The sequence below is a fragment of the Frankiales bacterium genome (assembly GCA_016125335.1).
Lineage (GTDB): Bacteria > Actinomycetota > Actinomycetes > S36-B12 > CAIYMF01 > Longivirga.
This window is the reverse complement of record WGLY01000017.1, coordinates 59,486-78,129: the sequence shown is the minus strand read 5'-3', so window position 1 is coordinate 78,129 and position 18,644 is coordinate 59,486. Positions and strand designations below refer to the sequence as shown.

14 protein-coding genes are annotated in these 18,644 nt (G+C 74.7%); 12 read left to right on the top strand and 2 right to left on the bottom strand.

Annotation, left to right across the window (positions count from 1 at the left end):
- Nucleotides 1–83: 83 nt before the first annotated feature.
- From GC157_10235 to GC157_10220, 4 genes are all read left to right on the top strand, one after another.
- Nucleotides 84–1,163 carry an exo-alpha-sialidase gene (locus tag GC157_10235; protein ID MBI1377844.1) on the top strand — a complete coding sequence of 360 codons (1,080 nt, stop codon included), beginning with the start codon at nucleotides 84–86 and terminating at the stop codon, nucleotides 1,161–1,163.
- A 22-nt stretch (nucleotides 1,164–1,185) separates the two neighbouring features.
- Entirely contained in the window at nucleotides 1,186–1,473 is a 288-nt protein-coding gene (locus GC157_10230; GenBank protein ID MBI1377843.1) for a molybdopterin synthase sulfur carrier subunit, read from the top strand.
- Nucleotides 1,474–1,601: 128 nt separating this feature from the next.
- Nucleotides 1,602–2,771: an exonuclease subunit SbcD gene (gene sbcD / locus GC157_10225; protein ID MBI1377842.1), complete on the top strand. Its 1,170-nt coding sequence runs from the start codon at nucleotides 1,602–1,604 to the stop codon at nucleotides 2,769–2,771.
- Nucleotides 2,771–5,851: an AAA family ATPase gene (locus GC157_10220; GenBank protein ID MBI1377841.1), complete on the top strand. Its 3,081-nt coding sequence runs from the start codon at nucleotides 2,771–2,773 to the stop codon at nucleotides 5,849–5,851. Before sbcD ends, GC157_10220 begins: the two co-directional genes overlap by 1 nt.
- A 7-nt stretch (nucleotides 5,852–5,858) precedes the next feature.
- Here the strand turns inward: GC157_10220 and GC157_10215 are convergent, their stop codons facing one another.
- Nucleotides 5,859–7,454 (bottom strand): diguanylate cyclase, encoded by a 1,596-nt coding sequence (locus GC157_10215; protein MBI1377840.1) that lies wholly within the window; start codon nucleotides 7,452–7,454, stop codon nucleotides 5,859–5,861.
- 126 nt (nucleotides 7,455–7,580) lie between these two features.
- On the opposite strand from GC157_10215, the gene GC157_10210 reads away from it, so the two are divergent.
- From GC157_10210 to GC157_10175, 8 genes are all read left to right on the top strand, one after another.
- The gene (locus GC157_10210) at nucleotides 7,581–8,360 is read left to right on the top strand and encodes an FMN-binding protein (protein ID MBI1377839.1); all 780 of its coding nucleotides are present in this window, start codon (nucleotides 7,581–7,583) and stop codon (nucleotides 8,358–8,360) included.
- Nucleotides 8,361–8,370: 10 nt separating this feature from the next.
- On the top strand, nucleotides 8,371–10,938 hold the full coding sequence (locus tag GC157_10205; protein ID MBI1377838.1) for a hypothetical protein: 2,568 nt from the start codon (nucleotides 8,371–8,373) through the stop codon (nucleotides 10,936–10,938).
- Nucleotides 10,935–12,536, top strand: a complete 1,602-nt coding sequence (locus GC157_10200) for a hypothetical protein (GenBank protein ID MBI1377837.1) — start codon at nucleotides 10,935–10,937, stop codon at nucleotides 12,534–12,536. Before GC157_10205 ends, GC157_10200 begins: the two co-directional genes overlap by 4 nt.
- Nucleotides 12,537–12,612: 76 nt before the next feature.
- A complete protein-coding gene (locus GC157_10195) occupies nucleotides 12,613–13,296 on the top strand; it encodes a hypothetical protein (GenBank protein ID MBI1377836.1) in 684 nt (227 codons plus the stop codon).
- Nucleotides 13,297–13,312: 16 nt separating this feature from the next.
- On the top strand, nucleotides 13,313–14,188 hold the full coding sequence (locus GC157_10190; GenBank protein MBI1377835.1) for a hypothetical protein: 876 nt from the start codon (nucleotides 13,313–13,315) through the stop codon (nucleotides 14,186–14,188).
- A 404-nt stretch (nucleotides 14,189–14,592) separates the two neighbouring features.
- Nucleotides 14,593–15,798, top strand: a complete 1,206-nt coding sequence (locus GC157_10185) for an FAD-dependent oxidoreductase (GenBank protein MBI1377834.1) — start codon at nucleotides 14,593–14,595, stop codon at nucleotides 15,796–15,798.
- A gap of 324 nt (nucleotides 15,799–16,122) precedes the next feature.
- Nucleotides 16,123–16,530 carry a GNAT family N-acetyltransferase gene (locus tag GC157_10180; protein ID MBI1377833.1) on the top strand — a complete coding sequence of 136 codons (408 nt, stop codon included), beginning with the start codon at nucleotides 16,123–16,125 and terminating at the stop codon, nucleotides 16,528–16,530.
- A 53-nt stretch (nucleotides 16,531–16,583) separates the two neighbouring features.
- Nucleotides 16,584–17,588, top strand: a complete 1,005-nt coding sequence (locus GC157_10175; protein ID MBI1377832.1) for an alpha/beta fold hydrolase — start codon at nucleotides 16,584–16,586, stop codon at nucleotides 17,586–17,588.
- 63 nt (nucleotides 17,589–17,651) lie between these two features.
- On the opposite strand, the gene GC157_10170 is transcribed toward GC157_10175, so the two are convergent.
- Nucleotides 17,652–18,542, bottom strand: a complete 891-nt coding sequence (locus GC157_10170; GenBank protein ID MBI1377831.1) for a hypothetical protein — start codon at nucleotides 18,540–18,542, stop codon at nucleotides 17,652–17,654.
- Between the last annotated feature and the right edge of the window lie 102 nt (nucleotides 18,543–18,644).

Here is an 18,644-nt window from a genome sequence, read left to right as displayed (position 1 = left end):
ACCCGGCCAACACGGTTGGCGGTGTCGGAGGGCGGCGCTACGGTCCACGGGTCCGCTCGCCTGCGCTCGGGTTGGGAGCCGTCATGACCGTCCTGCTCGCCATCGGCACGCGCAAGGGGCTCTGGCTCGCCCGCAGCGACGACCGCCGCACCTGGACCATCGAGGGCCCGCACTTCCTCGCCCAGGAGATCGCCGCCGTGGCGGTCGACACCCGGCGCGAGCCGGTGCGGCTGCTGGCCGGGATCCAGAGCATGCACTGGGGCCCCACGGTCACGTACTCCGACGACCTCGGCGCGACGTGGCACGAGCCGGCGAAGGGCGCGATCGCGTTCCCCGACGACACCGGCGCCGCGCTGGCCCGGGTGTGGCAGCTCCAGCCCGACACCGCCGGGCGACCCGACGTCGTCTGGGCCGGGTGCGAGCCCACCTCGCTGTGGCGCAGCGACGACGGCGGGGAGTCCTTCCAGCTGGTGCGCGGGCTGTGGGACCACCCGCACCGCGAGAAGTGGGAGCCCGGGTTCGGCGGCGCCGCGGTGCACACGGTGCTGCCCCACCCCGACACCGACGAGGTGCTGGTCGCCATGAGCACCGGCGGCGTCTACGTCAGCGACGACGGCAGCGAGGGCTGGACCCCGCGCAACAAGGGCATCTCGGCGTACTTCTTCCCCGACCCCTACCCCGAGTTCGGCCAGTGCGTGCATAAGGTGGCGGCCGACGCCGCGAGCCCGGACGTGCTCTACGCGCAGAACCACCACGGCGTCTACCGCAGCGACGACCGCGGCCGGCAGTGGAGCTCGATCGCCGAGGGCCTGCCCAGCGACTTCGGCTTCGTCGCCCTCGCCTCGCCGATCACCCCGGGCACCGCCTGGGTGATCCCGCTGGAGGCCGACGCCCGGCGGGTGCCTCCCGGCGGCCGGCTGCGGGTGCACCGCACCCGCGACGGCGGGGCCACGTGGTCGGAGAGCGCCTCCGGCCTGCCCGACGACGCGTGGACCGTCACCCTGCGCGACGCCGCCTGCGTCGACGCGGCGGACCCCACCGGCGTCTACCTCGGCACCCGCGACGGCAGCGTGTACGCCAGCGCCGACGACGGCGAGACCTTCGCCCTGGTGGCCGAGCACCTGCCCGACGTCCTCTCGCTGCGCGCGGCCATCGTCCCGTGACGCCGCGCCGCGGGTGACCCCCGTGCCCGCTCCCGTCACCGTGCGGCTGCCCGGGGCGCTGGCCGACCTCGCCGGCGGACGGCGCACGCTGTCGGTGGACCCGGCCCCCGCGACCGTCGGCGACGTCCTCGACCGGCTCGAGCCCGAGCTGCCGGTGCTCGTGCGCCGGATCCGCGACGAGACCGGGTCCGTGCGCCGGTTCGTCAACGTCTACGTCGACGGCGAGGACATCCGCCACGGGGCCGGGCTCGCCACGGCGCTGCGCCCGGGCGCCGAGGTGCACGTGCTGCCCTCCGTCGCCGGCGGCTGAGCCGCCGCTCCGCCGCGCACGACCGGCACATCCGGGCCTGTCCCACGGCGTTGCCTCCCGGGAGCCGTCGGACCCTCGACCTACCCTCGCCGTGAGGGCGGAGCCGCCGCCCGCGGGGAGGTGCCGGGGTGCGTCTGCTGCACACCTCCGACTGGCACCTGGGCCGCTCGCTGGCCTCGGCCCCGCAGCTCGACGCGCAGGCCGAGTTCCTCACCTGGCTGCTCGAGCTCGCGGTCGAGCGCGAGGTCGACGCCGTGCTCGTCGCCGGCGACGTCTACGACCGCGCCGTCCCGCCCGTGGAGGCGGTGCGGCTGCTCGACGACACCTTCCTCGCCTTCGCCTCCGCGGGCGTCCCCCTGGTGGTCGTCAGCGGCAACCACGACTCCGCGGTGCGCCTCGGCTTCGGCCGCGGGCTCGCCCGTGCCTCCGGCATCCACCTGCGCACCACGCTCGACGCCCTGACCGATCCCGTCGTGCTGGCCGACGAGCACGGCGACGTCGGCGTCTACGGCATCCCCTACCTGCTGCCCGACGCCGTCATGGCCGAGCTCGCCGCGGAGCGCTCGCACACCTCGGTGCTGCGGGCCGCCGCGGACCGCATCCGCGCCGACGCCGCCCAGCGGGGCCTGTCGCGCACGGTGGTGCTCAGCCACGCGTTCGTGGCCGGTGGCGCGGGGGCCGACTCCGAGCGCGACATCCGCGTCGGCGGCATCGGCGACGCGCACGCGGCCGTCTTCGACGGCATCACCTACGTCGCGCTCGGGCACCTGCACCGCCCGCAGGACATCCGTCTCGGCGGGTCGTCCACCGTCCTGCGCTACAGCGGATCCCCGCTGCCCTACAGCTTCTCCGAGTCCGGCGACGTGAAGTCCGTGACACTGCTCGAGCTCGACGACGCCGGCGTCGCAGTCGTGGAGGCGGTGCCGGTGCCTGCGGGGCGCCCGCTGCGCGAGGTGCGGGGGCGCCTCGAGGAGCTGCTGGCCCGCGCCGGCACCGATCTCGCCGGGCTCGCCGAGTGCTACGTCCGCGTCGTGCTCAGCGACCCGAGCCGCCCCGCCTCGCCGATGGAACGGCTGCGGGCCGTGTGGCCGCACACGCTCGTGCTCGACTTCGAGCCCGACGGCGTGCGCCCGGACCCGGACACCGACCTCGCCCGCCTCACGCGCACCACCGACCCGGTCGAGGTCTGCTCGCTGTTCGTGGAGTTCGTCGACCGCGTGCCGCCCACCGCCGACGAGGTGCGCGTGCTGCGCGAGGTCGTCGAGCTCGCGCAGCGCGGCGAGGAGGCCGGCGTCTGATGCGGCTGCACTCGCTCACGATCACCGCGTTCGGCCCGTTCGCCGGCACCGAGACGATCGACCTCGAGCGGCTGGCCGCCAGCGGGCTGTTCCTGCTCGAAGGGCCGACCGGGGCGGGCAAGTCGACCGTGCTCGACGCGATCACGTTCGCCCTCTACGGCGGCACTGCCAGCGCCGAGGCCTCCGACGACCGGCTGCACTCGCAGTTCGCCGCGCCCGGCACGGTGCCCTCGGTCTCCCTCGAGCTCAGCATCGGCGGCACCGGCTACCGCGTGCACCGCGTGCCGGCGCACCGGCGGCCCAAGAAGCGCGGCGACGGCGTCACCCTCGAGCGCGCCACCGTGCGCCTCGAGCGACGCCGGCCGGGCGGCGCGTGGGAGCACCTCGACCACAGCCACCAGGAGGTCGCCGAGCTGCTGCGCGACGCCCTCGGCCTGTCCCGGGCCCAGTTCACCCAGGTGGTGCTGCTCCCCCAGGGCGAGTTCGCCACGTTCCTGCGCGCGCCGGACGACGAGCGGCGCGCGCTGCTCACCACGATCTTCGGCACGGGCCTCTACGACGCCGTCACCGCCGAGCTCGAGGCGCGCCGCACCGACGCCTCGCGGCGGCGCCTGGAGGCCCGTGCCGGGGTGGCGGCCGCCGTCGCGGCAGCGGCCGAGGCGGCCGGCCTCGAGGGCGAGCCGGCGTCCGACCTCGTCGCGCTCGACGACGCCGGCCGGGCCACCGCCCTCGACGGGCTGGTCGCGAGCGTGGCGGCGGAGCTGGCCCTGGCCACGGCCGCCCGCGACGAACGGCACACCGCCCTCACGCTGGCCGAGGCCCAGCTGCGGCAGGCGGCCTCCGTGCACGAGCTGCACGCCGAGCTCGCCGCCGCGGTGGCCGCCCTCGCCGACCACGAGGCCGGTGCCGAGGCGCACCGCGCCCGCGAGCACGAGCTCGAGCACGCCCGCGCCGCGGCGCCGGTCGCTCCCCTGCTCGCCGGGCTCGACCGCGCCGACGCCGAGGTCGCCCGGGCCCGGCAGCGGCTCGAGAGCGCGCAGGCGGAGGTCCCCACGCTCGACGGTGCGGCCGCGGTCCTCGGCCGCACCGAGGCCACCGACGACACCGAGGACTCCGGGGACCCCGCCGTCTGGACCGCCCGCGCCGGCCTGCTCGAGGACCGCTCGCGCGAGCTCGACGCCGCAGCCACGGCGCTCGAGCCGCTGGTGGCCCTCGAGCGCTCCCGGCCGGACACCGGCCGGGAGCTCGAGCGGCTGCGCACGGAGAGCCTCGAGGCGCAGCAGCGCCTCGCCGCGCTCGCCGAGCTCGAGACCGCGCTGCCCGCCCGCCTCGCCGCCGCCGAGACCGCGCTCACCGAGGCGGTGACCGCGGCTGCCGGCCTCGACGAGGCCGAGGCCCGCCTGGCGGCGCTGCAGGACCGCGGCGAGGCGCTGCTCGAGCTCGAGGCGCTCGACGCGCGGCTCGCGGAGGCGGCCGCGGCGGTGCAGCGGGCCACCACCGCGCACCACGCAGCGGTCGACCGGCACCAGGCCCTGCTCCAGCGTCACCTCGACGGCATCGCCGCGGTGCTCGCGGGCACCCTCGTCGACGGCGCCCCGTGCGCGGTCTGCGGTGCGACCGAGCACCCGGTCCCGGCGCGGCCCGCACTCGACGCGGTCTCGGCCGACGACGTCGAGGCCGCCCTCGTGGTGCGCGACGCGGCCGCGGCGGAGCTCGACCTCGCGCGGGCCGGCCACGAGCAGCTGCTGCTCGACCGGTCCGCACTGCTGGGCCGCACCGGCGGCACCGAGGTCGCCGCCCTCGTCGACGACATGGCCCGCGCCCAGGACTCGCTCGCGCGGGCCCGCACCGCCGCGGCCGCCGTCCCGGGTCTCACCGGCGAGCGCGACGAGCTGCGGGCCCGCGCGCAGGAGCTGCGCACCGGGTCCGCCGGCCTCGCCGCCGACGCGGCCCGGGCCGCCGCGCGCCTCGAGGCGGCCGAGGCGTCGTGGGCCGCGGGCTCCACCGCGCTCGACGAGGCCCGTGCGGGTGCGACGTCGGTCCTCGCCCGGCGCGACGAGCTGGCCGCCGCGGCCGCGGGGATCCGCCGGGTGGCCGCCGCCGCGCGCGAGTGCGCCACGGCCGTCGCGGCGCGGGCCGCGCTGCTGGCCGACGTGCGCGCCGCGGTCGCCGACGCCGGGTTCGCCGACGTCGAGGACGCCCGCGACGCCGTCCGGACCCCCGCGGCCCTCGCGGCGCTGGACGCCGAGGTCCGGGCCTGGGTGCGCACCCGCGACCTGCTGGCCGCCACGCTCGACGACGACCGCTTCCGCGATCTCGGCGTCGACCCCGCCGACCCGGCCGCGCTCACCGCCCGGCTGCGCGCCTGCGCCGAGGCGCTGGACGAGGCGACGCTGGTCCGCTCCGCGGCCGCGGCGGCCCACGAGCGCGCGGTGGAGGCACGGGCGCGCGCGGCCACCCGCGACGAGCAGCTGGCCAAGCGCCGGCTCGACGTCGAGCTCGCCGAGGAGCGCCTCGAGCACGTGGTGTCCTCCACCGAGGCCGTGGTGCGGCTGGCCGGCCTGGCCAAGGGCGTCTCCGGCGAGCTGCGCATGTCGCTCACGACGTACGTGCTGCGCCGGTGGTTCGAGCGCGTGGTGGACGCGGCCAACCTCCGCCTGCTCACGATGTCCAGCGGCCGCTACGAGCTCCAGCGCGTCGACGAGGCCGAGAGCCGGCGCGACCGCTCCGGCCTCTCGCTGCGGGTGCTCGACCGGCACTCGGGCGAGAGCCGCAGCCCGCGGTCGCTGTCGGGCGGCGAGACCTTCTACACCAGCCTCGCGCTGGCCCTCGGCCTCGCCGACGTCGTGCGCGCGGAGGCCGGCGGCGTCGACCTCGACACGCTGTTCATCGACGAGGGCTTCGGCAGCCTCGATCCGGACACCCTCGACACCGTGATGTCGGTGATCGACGACCTGCGCCAGGGCGGTCGTGCCGTGGGCGTGGTGAGCCACGTGGCCGAGCTCAAGGACCGCATCCCCGAGCGGCTGGAGATCCGGCCGGTCGAGGGCGGCGGCTCGACAACCCGCGTCGTCGCCTGAGCGCCGCTCAGTCCTGCCGGTGCACCCGGCGCCGTCCCTCGCGCTTGGCCCGCAGGAGCGCACGGTCGGCGCGGGCGAGCACCTCGTCGGCGTCGTCCTGAGGGTCGGCCAGGGTGGCGCCCACGCTCACCGACAGCGGCACCCGGACGCCAGCGACGTCGAGCTCGCCGACCACCGACTGCAGGCACCGGTCCGCGAGCTGCGCGAGCTGGTCGGCGTCGGCCACCTCGTGCAGCAGCACGACGAACTCGTCGCCACCCACGCGGGCCACCACGTCCTGGGCGCGCAGCGCCGACGTGAGCCGCTGCGCCACCTCGGTGAGCACCGCGTCGCCCGCGGGGTGGCCGTGCTCGTCGTTGACCTGCTTGAGGTTGTCGACGTCGCAGTAGAGGACGCCGACCCGGCCCGGCGCCAGCGCCGGCAGCGCCAGCCGCTCCCGCAGCCGCGAGACCATGTCGTCGCGGTTGGGCACCCCGGTGAGCGAGTCGTGGCTGGCCCGGAACGCGAGCTCGCGACGGATCCGCTGCTCCTCGGTCACGTCGCGCAGGCCGACGACGATGCCGCTCACCCCGCCGCCGTCGTGCGCCGGGATGGGGTGGCCCGAGCCGGAGAGCTCCCGCACCTGCCCGTCGACGGTCAGGTAGCGCACGAGCACCCGATGGTGGTGCACGCCCTCCAGCGCCGTCGCGCGGGTGCGCAGCACGAGCTCGCGATCGTCCGGGTGCACGATCGAGAGCACGGGCGTGCCGACGAGCAGCTGCGCGTCCCACCCGAGCACCTGACGCACCGAGGGCGACACCCAGTCGATCGCGCCGGTCGGGTCGATCCGCATCACCACGTCCGACGCGTGCTCGGCGAGCAGGCGGAAGTCCTGGACCGAGCGCTGGAGCGCCTCGAACGCGGCCACCTCGGCCGTCACGTCCACCGCCTGGCCGATCGTGTGCACGTGGCGTCCCTCGCCGTCGTGCACCGCCGCCACCGAGAGGTCGACCCACACGGTGGCGCCTTCGGCCGTCAGGTAGCGCTTGCGCCACGCGACGCGCTGCTCCTCGCCGGAGCGCAGGCGCGCGATCACCTCGACGCTGCGCTCGACGTCGTCGGGGTGGGTGACGTCCGCGAAGCCCAGCCCGACGAGGTCCTCGTGGCTGCGGTAGCCCAGCATCGAGCACAGGGCAGGGTTCACCCGCTCGAAGACGCCGTCGGGACGGCAGATGAACATGCCGATCGAGGCGGATTCCATCGCGAGGCGGAACATCTGCTCGGACGCCTCGAGCGCTTCGAGCCCCTGCTCCGGCAGGCCGTCGCCCGCGCGGGACTCCGACATGCGCGCACTCCTGTTCACCCCGTGGTGGGGACACGGTAGGGCGCCGGGACCCGCGATGCTCGTCGGACGACCGGTCCGGCCCCTCGCCCGCGGGTCGTAGGACCACCGCTCGCCCTGCCCCGGCCGGACACCGGGCGGACATCCCGGCGTTCCCGATGCGCCCCACCGGTTCACGCGGCCGACACGCCCCGTTCGCCGGGGCCGCGGAGCCTGTCGTCCGTTGGACGAACCTTGGACGTCCGTCACCCGACCGGAGCAGTAGGACCCATCAGGGTGCATCCGACGTCTTGGGGGTGAGTGGCAGCCGCCACGTGCTCCGGGGCAGCCAGATCCGGGCGCTGAGCAGCAGGGGAGTGTGACGTGCGGTCGACGACGGGATCTCGTCCGGCGCGCGGGGCGCAGGGGATGTCAGGGGTTCGGGCGCTCCGTAGCGGGCGCTCCGGACGCGGCGCCGCCCTCGCGGTCGCGGCGGGCATGGGCGCGACCCTCGCCCTGAGCGCCGCGCCGTCGGCGTACGCCGCCGCGAACCCGGGCCAGTCGGTCTACAACGACTACGGCCAGTCCGACGCCGAGGTGGCCGTCGAGATCCGCACCCAGGTCGAGGCGAGCACGTACGTGAAGGCGGCCCTGGCCACCTACACGAAGGCCCGCGCCACCACCGCCGCCAAGCGCAAGGCCCTCGCCACCGCCAAGTCGGCCTACCTCGCGGCGGTGCGCTCGAAGGTCCGCATCCGCATCGACCGGACGCACGCGGCGTACGTGGCCGCCTACCGCGCCTACGGCAAGGCGCTGTTCGCCGAGAAGTCCGCGCGCATCAAGCTGGCCAACATCCGCGCGGCCAAGACGGCGGCCGTCACGGCGCTGCACTACCGCCCCAAGGACGGCGTGTTCACCGGCCGGCTCGTCAACTACCTGGTGCCCACCATCCCGTTCTCGTTCGAGCCCCTCCAGGTGCGCATCACCGTCTACGGCGGCCACGTGAGCGACGTCGAGGTGACCCAGCAGGCGCCCGTCGACAGCGACTCGTACGGCTACAACGAGATGTCGCTGAGCACTCTGATGCTCGAGACGATGCAGGCGCACGACACCGCGAACATCGCCGCCGTCACCGGCGCCTCGCTCTCGTCGGAGGCCTTCCAGCAGTCCCTCGAGTCGGCCCTGGTCGCCGCCGGATACCGGCTCTGAGGCGGCGACCATGAGCCACCGCATCACGCACTCGCCCGGGGTCCGGCTTACCGCCGCCGCCGCAGGCATCGGTGCCGTCGCCTCCACGCTCGGCGGCCTCGTGCTGGCCCAGGCGCCGGTCGCCGACGCCGCGATCAACCCGGTGTCGCCGCCCGCGGACACCGACCCCAACAACGACTGGGGCCAGACCGCCGCGCAGGTGCAGGAGGAGATCAACCTCGCCGTCGACGCCGACCCGGGCGTCATCGCGGCCCGCACCCGCTACCTGCACGCGCTGGCGTCGTACGCGACGCTCAAGCACGCGCAGAAGGTCGCCCTCGACGCCGCTCGCAAGGCGAAGGCGACGCCGTCGAAGCTGGACGACGCCCGCACGCTCAAGGCCTACCAGGCGGTGAGCGCCAAGGTGTACGCCGCCGCGCGCGAGGTGGTGGCCTCGCAGCTGGCGATGGTGAAGACCGTCGACGCCGTCACCGCGCGCGTGAAGGCGCAGCACTACGTGCAGGCGCCCTACGTCGCCCTCCCGGCCGCCCCCACCGGGCTGCAGACCGTCGGCGCCACGGGACAGGTGACGCTCACCTGGGCCGCCGTCGACGGCGCGACCGGCTACCGCGTGTACCGCGACGGGGTCCAGATCGCGCTCACCGTGTCGACCACGTACCTCGACACCGGTCTGGACAACGGCGTCGCCTACTCCTACCAGGTGCTCGCCACGAACGTCGCCGGCTGGTCGCCGCAGTCCGCCGCCGTGACCGGGACGCCGACCGCGCTCGCACCCGCCGCGCCGTCGTCGCTGGTGACCTCGCCCGGCGACGGGACGGCCACGCTGGCCTGGCAGGCGTCGGCGGCCGCGACGTCGTACACCGTCTACCGCGACGGCGTGGCCGTGGGCACGGTCACCGACGCCACGTTCCTCGACACCGGCCTGGTGGACGGCACCACGTACCTCTACACCGTGGTGGCCCTCAACGGCACCGCGGCCTCGTCGCCCTCGGCGGCGGTGCCGTGCACGCCGGTGGCCACCGCGCCGGACGCGCCGACCAACCTCGTCGCCTCCCCCGGCGACCGCCAGGTGTCGCTCACCTGGACCGCGAGCGCCGGGGCGACGTCCTACGGCGTCTACCGCGGGTCCACGAAGATCGCGACCGTCACGACGACGTCGTACGTGAACACCGGGCTGACCAACGGGACGTCGTACACGTACAAGGTCGTGGCCTACCGGCTCAACTCGCCAGCCTCGCCGTTCTCCTCGACCGCGAGCGCCACGCCGGTCGCGCCGCCCCTCGCGACCCCCGCCGGCCTGGCCGCCACGCCGGGCGACGCGCAGGTGCAGCTGACGTGGGGCACGGTGTCCGGCGCGACGAGCTACGTCGTCTACCGCAACGGCACGCAGCTCACCACCGTGACGACGCCGTCGTACCTGGACACCACGGTGACGAACGGGACGTCGTACAGCTACTACGTGGTGGCGAGGTCGAGCACCTCCACGTCGGCCGCGAGCGCCACGGCGACGGCGACACCCCAGGCCGCGGCCACCGGCGCCCCCACGGGGCTGTCCGCGACCGCCGGCGACGGCATCGTGTCGCTGTCGTGGAACGTGGTGAGCGGCGCCACGGGCTACAACGTCTACCGCAACGGAACGCTGCTGCAGGGCGGCCTCAGCGGCAACAGCCTCACCGACAGCACTGTCACCAACGGCACGACGTACTCCTACTACGTCACCGCGCTCAACGGCGGCACGGAGTCCGCGGCCTCGGCCACCGTCACCGCGACACCGTTCGTGCTGACGCCGGCGCAGCCCACGGGACTCACCGCCACGGCGGGCAACGCGCAGGTGGCACTGTCGTGGAGCGCGTCCGCGAACGCGACCGGCTACCGCGTGTACCGCGGCTCCACGCTGGTCTCCACGCAGGCCGGGACGACGTTCACCGACACCGGGCTCACCAACGGCACGGCGTACTCCTACTACGTCGTGGCCACCAACGGGGCGGCGCTCTCGCCGGCGTCGAGCACCGTGACCGCGACGCCGATGGCGCCTGCGCCGCCGGCTCCCACGGGCGTGGCCGCCACCGCGGGCAACGCCCAGGTGGTGCTGACCTGGAACGCCGTGACACCGGCCACGGGGTACCGGGTGTACCGCGGCGGCGTGCTCGTCGGGTCGCCCACCGCGGCGACGTTCACCGACACCGGCCTCACCAACGGTGCGACGTACACCTACTACGTCACGGCCGTGAACCAGACCACCGAGGGACCGGCGTCCGCGTCGGTCACGGGGACCCCGGCGAAGCCGCCGGTGAACGGCACGTTCACCGGCGCGATCGGCACGATCGCCAGCGGTCACGGGACGATCCGCGTCGTCATCGTCGTGACCAACAGCGTGATCACGAGCTCCAAGGGAACCCTGGTCACCAGCGATGGGCAGAGTGAGACGGTGAAGATCAACAACACGGCGCTGCCGCAGTACGACACGAAGACGGTGGCCGCCAACTCCGCGAGCATCACCAAGGTGTCGGGGGCCACGCTGAGCTGGTCGGCGTACAAGACGTCGCTCCAGTCGGCCATCACGCAGGCGGGGCTGTGAGCACCGGCGCGGGCCGCGACCCGTTCACCGAGCTCGGCTCCGGCCGCCACGCGTTCGTGGACGCCGGCACGCTCACGGGCGCGCCCGAGCTGGCGCCCCGTTACCTGCCGGGTCCGGACGCCGTGGGCACGCTCCTGGCACCGCCGCCCGCGACCCCGCCGGTCGCGCTGCCGGTGCCGCACGCGGTTCCGGCGCCCGTGGCCACCGTCGCCCCCACCGCGCCGCCCCCCGCGCCGTCGCGCCCGCGCCACGCGCGGCCGCCGATCACGCGAGGCCTCGCAGCCCGGGGCCGCACCCGCCACCGCGGCGACATCGCGCTCACCGCGGCCGCCATCGGCCTGGGCATCTCGCTGGGCATCGGCGTCTACGCGGTGAAGGACGGCCTCGACCTGCCCGGCGGGAAGATGCTCGCCGTCGGCACCATCGCTGCGCTGCTGGGCACCTACCTGTCGCTGGTGATGGTGCTGCTGATGGCGCGCATCCCGTGGATCGAGCGCGAGATCGGCCACGACCGCCTCGTCGCCCTGCACCGCACGGTGGCGCCGTACTCGCTGTTCCTGATCCTCGGCCACGTCGTGTTCACGACCATCAGCTACGCCCAGGCCGAGGAGCACTCGGTGCTCGGCCAGCTGTGGGACCTCGTGACCAAGTCCGCGTGGATGATGCCGGCGTTCACCGCCTTCGTGCTGATGATGGCGCTGGGCGTGATGTCCTACCGCCGCATCCGCAACCGCATGAAGTACGAGACCTGGTGGGTCGCGCACCTGTACTTCTACATCGCGGTGGCGCTCTCCTTCGGCCACCAGGTGGCGCTGGGGCCCATGTTCGTGGCGCACCCCTACCAGCGGTACTTCTGGACCGCGCTCTACCTGTTCGTGCTCGTCACGATCGTGGTGGGCCGCATCGTGATCCCGCTGGCCATGTCGCAGAAGCACCAGATGCGGATCGAGGCCGTCGTGCCCGAGGGCGACAACGTCGTCTCGCTCTACATCTCCGGCGTCGACCTCGACCTGCTCAAGGCCCGCGGCGGGCAGTTCTTCCAGTGGCGGTTCCTCACCCGCGACTGGTGGTGGCAGGCCCACCCCTACTCCCTGTCGGCCTCGCCGAACGACTCGTGGCTGCGCATCACCATCAAGGACCTCGGCGACCAGTCGCGGGCCGTGAAGCGACTGCGCCCAGGCACTCGTGTGTGGGCCGAGGGACCCTACGGCGTGTTCACCGCGGGCTCGCGGCACGGCGAGAGCATCGCCTGCTTCGCGGCCGGCGTGGGGATCACCCCGATCCGGGCCGTGCTCGAGGACCTGCCGGACGGCACCGCGGCCACGATCGTCTACCGGGTGCCCGACGTCGCCACCGCGGTGCTGCGCCAGGAGCTCGAGGACCTGGTCACCGCGCGCGGCTGGCGGCTGCACTACCTGCAGGGTCCGCGCCGGCTGCACCCGCTCGGCCCGGACTACCTCAACCAGCTGGTGCCCGGGCTGGCCGCGTCCGACGTCTACGTCTGCGGCCCGGTCGCCTTCACCGACACGATCATCGAGGCCGTCAAGGACGTCGGCGTCCCCGAGCACAAGATCCACCACGAGCTGTTCACGTTCTGACGAGCGGGTACGCCGACCCCCGCACCCTGGACCCGACCCCCCGCCGCACCTGCGGCACCTGCACGAGGAGCACGTCATGAAGCGCGCGATCCTGGTGTCCTCCGGCACCCTGGCCGGCCTCGTCGCCGTCCTCACCTACTCCGGTGCGGACGTGCCCGCGGCCATCGCCTCCGGTCCGGCCGACAGCGCGGCACTCGGCGGCCCGCCGCCGCTCGACGGCAGCAACGGCGCCGCCGACCCCAACGGCACCGGCGCGAGCCCCGCGGCGAGCACCTCGCCGTCCGCGAGCCCGTCCGCCTCGCCCACCAAGGCGGCCGCCAAGCCCGCGGCGAAGCCGACCAAGGCGGCGGCCAAGCCCGCCGCCAAGCCGGCCGCGTCGTCGGCGCCGCCGGCGGCCGCGCCCACGAAGAGCTCGGCCCCGGCACCCGCGCCGTCCAAGACCACGACGAAGCCCGCGCCCGCACCGACCCCGACCAAGACGTCGACGGCGCCCAAGGACTACGTGGGCTCCCTCCAGACGCACAAGTACGGCAAGGTGCAGGTGGCCATCCGCGTGCAGGGCGGCAAGATCATCGCCGTCTGGCCCACCGTTTACCCCAACGGCGACTCGCAGCCGTACTCGGACTTCTCGATCCCGATCCTCAAGTCCGAGACGCTCAAGGCGCAGGGGCCCAACATCGCCAACGTGAGCGGCGCGACGCTGACGTGGATCTCGTGGAAGGCCTCGCTCCAGTCGGCGATGTCGCAGGCCGGCATCTGACGCGCGGGACGCGCGGATGACCGGCGCAGCCGGCCCGGCCGTGGATCATGGCCCGGTGACCCCCGACGAGCACTCCCCCGCGGAGGGCGCGGAGCCCGAGGCGCCGCGCGTCACCTACGCCGGCCCCGGGCCCTGGGCCCAGAAGCTGCACGTGGAGCACGTGTGGGGCACGGCCGTGGTGATCGACCTGCGCGGCCCGCACCTGCCCCCCGACATGGACGAGCTGCTCGCCGACGGGATCGCCTACCTGCACCAGGTGGACGCCTGGTTCTCCACCTACCGCGTCGACACGCCGATCACGATGTACCGCAACGGGCTCATCGAGCTGCACCGCACTCCCGCCGTGGTGCAGGAGGTGCTCGAGACGTGCCAGTGGATCAAGACGCTCACCGAGGGCGCGTTCGACCCGTGGGCGGTCAAGGGCGGCGTCGACCCCTCGGGCTACGTCAAGGGCTGGGCTGCCGGCCAGCTGGCCGACCGCTTCGTGCGGGCCGGCGTCGCGAACGTGAGCATCAACGCCGCGGGCGACATCGCCTGCCGAGGGCGCCAGGCGCCCGACGAGCTGTGGGCCGTCGGCATCCTCAACCCCTACGACAACCAGCAGGTGGTCGAGGTGGTGCACCTCGGCGACGGCGCGGTCGCCACCAGCGGGCTCTACGAGCGGGGCGCGCACATCCGCAACCCGCGCACAGGCTCCACCGACGTCTACTACGACTCCACCACGGTGGTCGGGCCGGATGCGGGGCTGGCCGACGCGCTCGCCACGGCGGCCCTGCTGGAGGGACCGGGCGCCGCGCGGTGGTTCGCGTCGCTGCCGGGCTGGTCGGTGTACTTCATCAAGGACGGGCAGGCGTCCTTCTTCGGCCCGGCCTTCCCCCGCGACGGGGGATGACCCGGCGCTGCGCACCCACGGGCACTACCGGTGACCGGAGCGCCGCACCCGCACGCACAGGCGGCGGCTGTGCCGCACGGACCTCGGCGCGGTCCGGCGGTCGTAGCCGCGGGTCGGGGCGTGAGCCAGCAGCTCGACGCCGTAGACGGGGTGCGGTGAGGACTCGGGACGACGGTCCGGCGCCCACACGGAGGACATCATGACCACCTTTCGACACCTCCATCGTCCCACCGATGCACGCCCGACGCCGGGCCGGCGGAGCCCGGGTCCGCCGTCCGGGGGCGCCGGTGGCGGCGACCGTCAGGAGCCGACACAGTTCCGTAAGACCTGGCCGGAAGGCGCGGCGACGCCGCAGGGTTGCTAGGAGCACCATCTGCGAGGAGGAACCCGTGACCGACGACCCGATGCTCACCCTCTACGGCGCCGCCTGGTGCCCGGACTGCCGCCGCAGCAAGGCCTTCCTGGGCGAGCAGCGCGTGCCGTTCCACTACGTCGACCTCGAGGAGCACCCCGAGGAGAACGCGACGGTCGAGCGGTTCAACGACGGCCGGCGCATCATCCCGACCATCGTCTTCCCCGACGGCAGCCACCTCGCCGAGCCCAGCAACGAGGAGCTGGCCGACAAGCTGGGCCTGAGCCGCGAGGCCGCGATGACGTCGTACGACGTGGTGATCGTCGGCGGCGGTCCCACGGGTCTCACCACCGCGATCTACGCCGCGCGGGAGAACCTGCGCACCCTCGTGCTGGACCGGTCCGCCCTGGGCGGGCAGGCCGGGGTGACCGAGCGGCTGGACAACTACCCCGGCTTCCCGGAGGGCGTCGGCGGCGCCGAGCTGGCCGACCGCTTCGCCGCGCAGGCGCGCCGCTACGGCGTCGAGCTGCTGCCTGCCGTCGGCGCGGCACGGGTGAGCACCGAGGGCGGGACGTCCGTCGTCACCACGTCCACCGGGCAGGAGCTGCACGCCGGCGCCGTGCTCATCGCCACCGGGTCGACCTACCGCCGCACGGGGGCGCCGGGCGAGGATGACCTCATCGGCCGCGGGGTGCACTTCTGCGCCACCTGCGACGGACCGTTCTACCGCGACGCGGACGAGCTGGTGGTGATCGGCGGCGGCAACAGCGGGTTCGAGGAGGGGCTGTTCCTCACCCAGTTCGCCCGCCACGTGACCATCGTCGAGCGCGGCGGGATGCCCCGCGCCTCCCGCCTGCTCCAGGACAAGGTCGAGCACCACCCCGCGATGACCGTGCTCACCGAGACCGGCGTCACCCGCTTCGGCGCGGGCGAGGACGGGGCGCTGGAGTCGGTGTCGCTGGTGCCGCTCGACGCCGCGGGCGAGCCCGCGGGCGAGGAGTCGCGGCACGACGCGGACGCGGCCTTCGTCTTCGTGGGCCTCGACCCCAACACCGGCTGGCTCGACGGGCTCGTGGAGCTCGACGCCGCGGGGTTCGTCGTCACCGACCGCACCTTCGAGACCTCGCTGCCCGGGGTGTTCGCGGCCGGCGACGTCCGGTCCGGGTCCACCAAGCAGCTGGCCTCCGCTGTCGGCGAGGGGGCTGCGGTCGCCCTCCAGATCCGCCACCACCTCGACACCATCGCCGCCGGCCGCTGACCGCCCCGCTCACCCCCGCCCGCCCGCACGCACGCACGGCGCCCGGGCCCCGCGCTCGCTACCGTGACCCCATGCCCCCGTCGTTACTGCCCCAAGAACCGGAATCCGGGCCGGTCTCCGGTCATTCGGGCAGTAACGACGGGGGCGTCGGGGTGCGGCGGGCGACGGTCGACGACCGCGAGGGCGTCCTGGCCACGGTGCTCGCGGCCTTCGTGGCCGACCCGGCGTGGGACTTCATGACCGAGCGCGACCCCGCCGTGTCGCGCGCGTTCGCGGAGGCGCTGTTCGACTCGCGCGTCGGACGCGGCACGGTGTGGGTGAGCGATGACCTGCTCTCGGCGTCGCTCTGGGAGCGCCGCGACGGCGAGCACGACCTCGAGGGCGCCGGCGTGTGGCGCGAGTTCCGCGCCGCCGTGGCGCCCCGCGGTCTGGGCGCGCATCGAGGGCTATGACGCCGCCCTCGCGGAGGTGGGGCCGCTGCCGCCCTACTGGTACCTCGGGGTGCTGGCCACCCACCCCACGGCGCAGCGCCGCGGCCTGGCCCAGGCCGTCATCGCCCCGGCGCTCGCCCTCGCCGACGCCGAGGGGCTCGACTGCTGGCTCGAGACGTCCAAGCCCGCGAACACCGGGTTCTACGAGCGGCGCGGCTTCACCGAGCGCATCGAGGTGGCCGTGCCGGCGGGGCCGCTCACGTGGTGGATGCGGCGTCCCGCGCGGCCGGCGGGCGGCTGAGCGCGCTGCGCTAGCGTGACGGTCCCGCACCCGTCGACGTCGCTGGAGGGCCCGTGCCGATCTTCGACCTGCCGCTCGAGGAGCTGCGGCACTACGTCGGGCGCAACCCCCGCCCCGACGACCTCGACGCGTACTGGGCCGAGGCGCTGGCCGAGCTCGACGCCGTGATGGCGGCTTCCGACGGCGTCCCCGAGGCGGACGTGCGCCTCGACCGGGTCGAGCACGTGGCCCCCTACGCCGAGTGCTTCGACCTGTGGTTCACCGGGGTGCGCGGTGCCCGGGTGTACGCGAAGTACCTGCGGCCCGCGGGGTCGGCGTCCGGCGAGGTGGAGCAGCGCCCTGCGGTGGTGGTGTTCCACGGCTACTCGGGGATGAGCCCGGACTGGTTCGCCCTGCTCCCCTACGTCGCGCAGGGCTACACCGTGGCCGCGCTGGACTGCCGCGGCCAGGGCGGGCGCAGCCAGGACGTCGGCGGCGCGCTCGGCACCACGCTCAACGGGCACATCGTGCGCGGCCTGGACGACGACCCCCAGCACCTCGCGTTCCGCCACATCTACCTCGACACCGTGCAGCTCACCCGGATCGTCATGGCGATGCCGCAGGTGGACGCCGACCGCGTCGGGGTCACCGGGGCCTCGCAGGGCGGCGCCCTCTCGCTGGCGTGCGCGGCGCTCGAGCCGCGCGTGCGCGCCTGCGCGTCCGTGTACCCGTTCCTGTCGGACTTCCTGCGGGTGTGGGAGATGGACCTCGCCACCGACGCCTACGTCGAGCTGCGCGAGTACCTGCGCCGGTTCGACCCGCGGCACGAGCGGGTCGACGAGATGTTCCGCCGGCTCGGCTACATCGACGTCCAGCACCTCGCGCCGCGGATCCGCGGCGACGTCCTCATGGTCACCGGCCTCATGGACACCGTGTGCCCGCCGTCGACCCAGTTCGCGGCGTACAACAAGATCACCGCGCCGAAGGAGATGCTCGTCTACCCGGACTTCGAGCACGAGTCCATGCCCGAGCGCGACGACCGGATCCTGTCCTTCCTGGTCGACCGGCTCGCTCCCTGACCGCAGCGCCGGCGCCGCCCGGATGCCGTGTGCCGCACCGGTTCCCGGGCTGTGAGCTCCTGGTCAGCGCGGGAGACGGGCGGCCATGGACGACGCCGCCCACGCCACGCACTGGATCGGCGTGCCGCGACGGTGGCCGGGCACTCCGCACGTGCGCACCACGAGCGACGAGCGCGGCATCTCGACGGTGAACGCGACGCCGCCGACCGTCGAGGTGGCGGTGTACCAGTCGGTCATGTTGCCGTGGCACGGCCCGTTGCACGGCACGTTGTGCGCCGGCGTGATGCGCGAGAGCGCCGAGAACTGCCGGGCGAGCTCGGCCCGCCGTCCTCCCCCGGTGGTGTCGACCGCGGTCGAGAAGCCGTGCAGCGAGATCACGAGGTCCGGCTGCACCCAGGTGAGGAACGTCGCCATCGCCCGCGACTCGGGCTCGCTCAGCGGCCGCGGGCCGGTGTCGGCCATCCGCTTGAACTTCGCCGGGAAGTTGCCGTTGAGGTCGACGCCGTGGCTGTTGCGGCGCCGGCCGATGGCGCCGCCGTCCGGGTTCATCGTGCGCACGGTCCAGATGACGTAGCTCGCGGTGCGGGGGGTGGGCAGGTGCCGGATGACGTCGACCGAGCGCGGCCCCGGCCACTCCTCGCCGTGCTTCTGGCCGGACACCACGAGGACGCGCCGCGCGCCCGGGTTGCCCTGGCGCTCGGCGACGATCGGCCGGCCGTCGACCGAGCGCCCGATGACGCAGACGAGGTTGACCGACCCGGCCCGGGCGCCGCGGCAGGCCCACCCGGAGGGGTAGTCGCGGTTCGCCGCGAGGTGCGACACCCGGGACGGCGCGACCGACGCCGTCGCCCCCGCCACGGGCGAGGTGGCGGCGTACGCCGTGACGGCGACCGAGCCGGACAGCAGGGCGACGGCTGTGGCGGCGACGAGGGTGCGGGCGAGGAGCGGGCGCATCGCCCCATCATCACCGAGCACCCGCGGACCGAGAAGCGCCCCGCACCCGTTCGGAGTGTCGAGGCACCCGCCCACCGGAATCCGTGCGCCCGGCCGCGATGT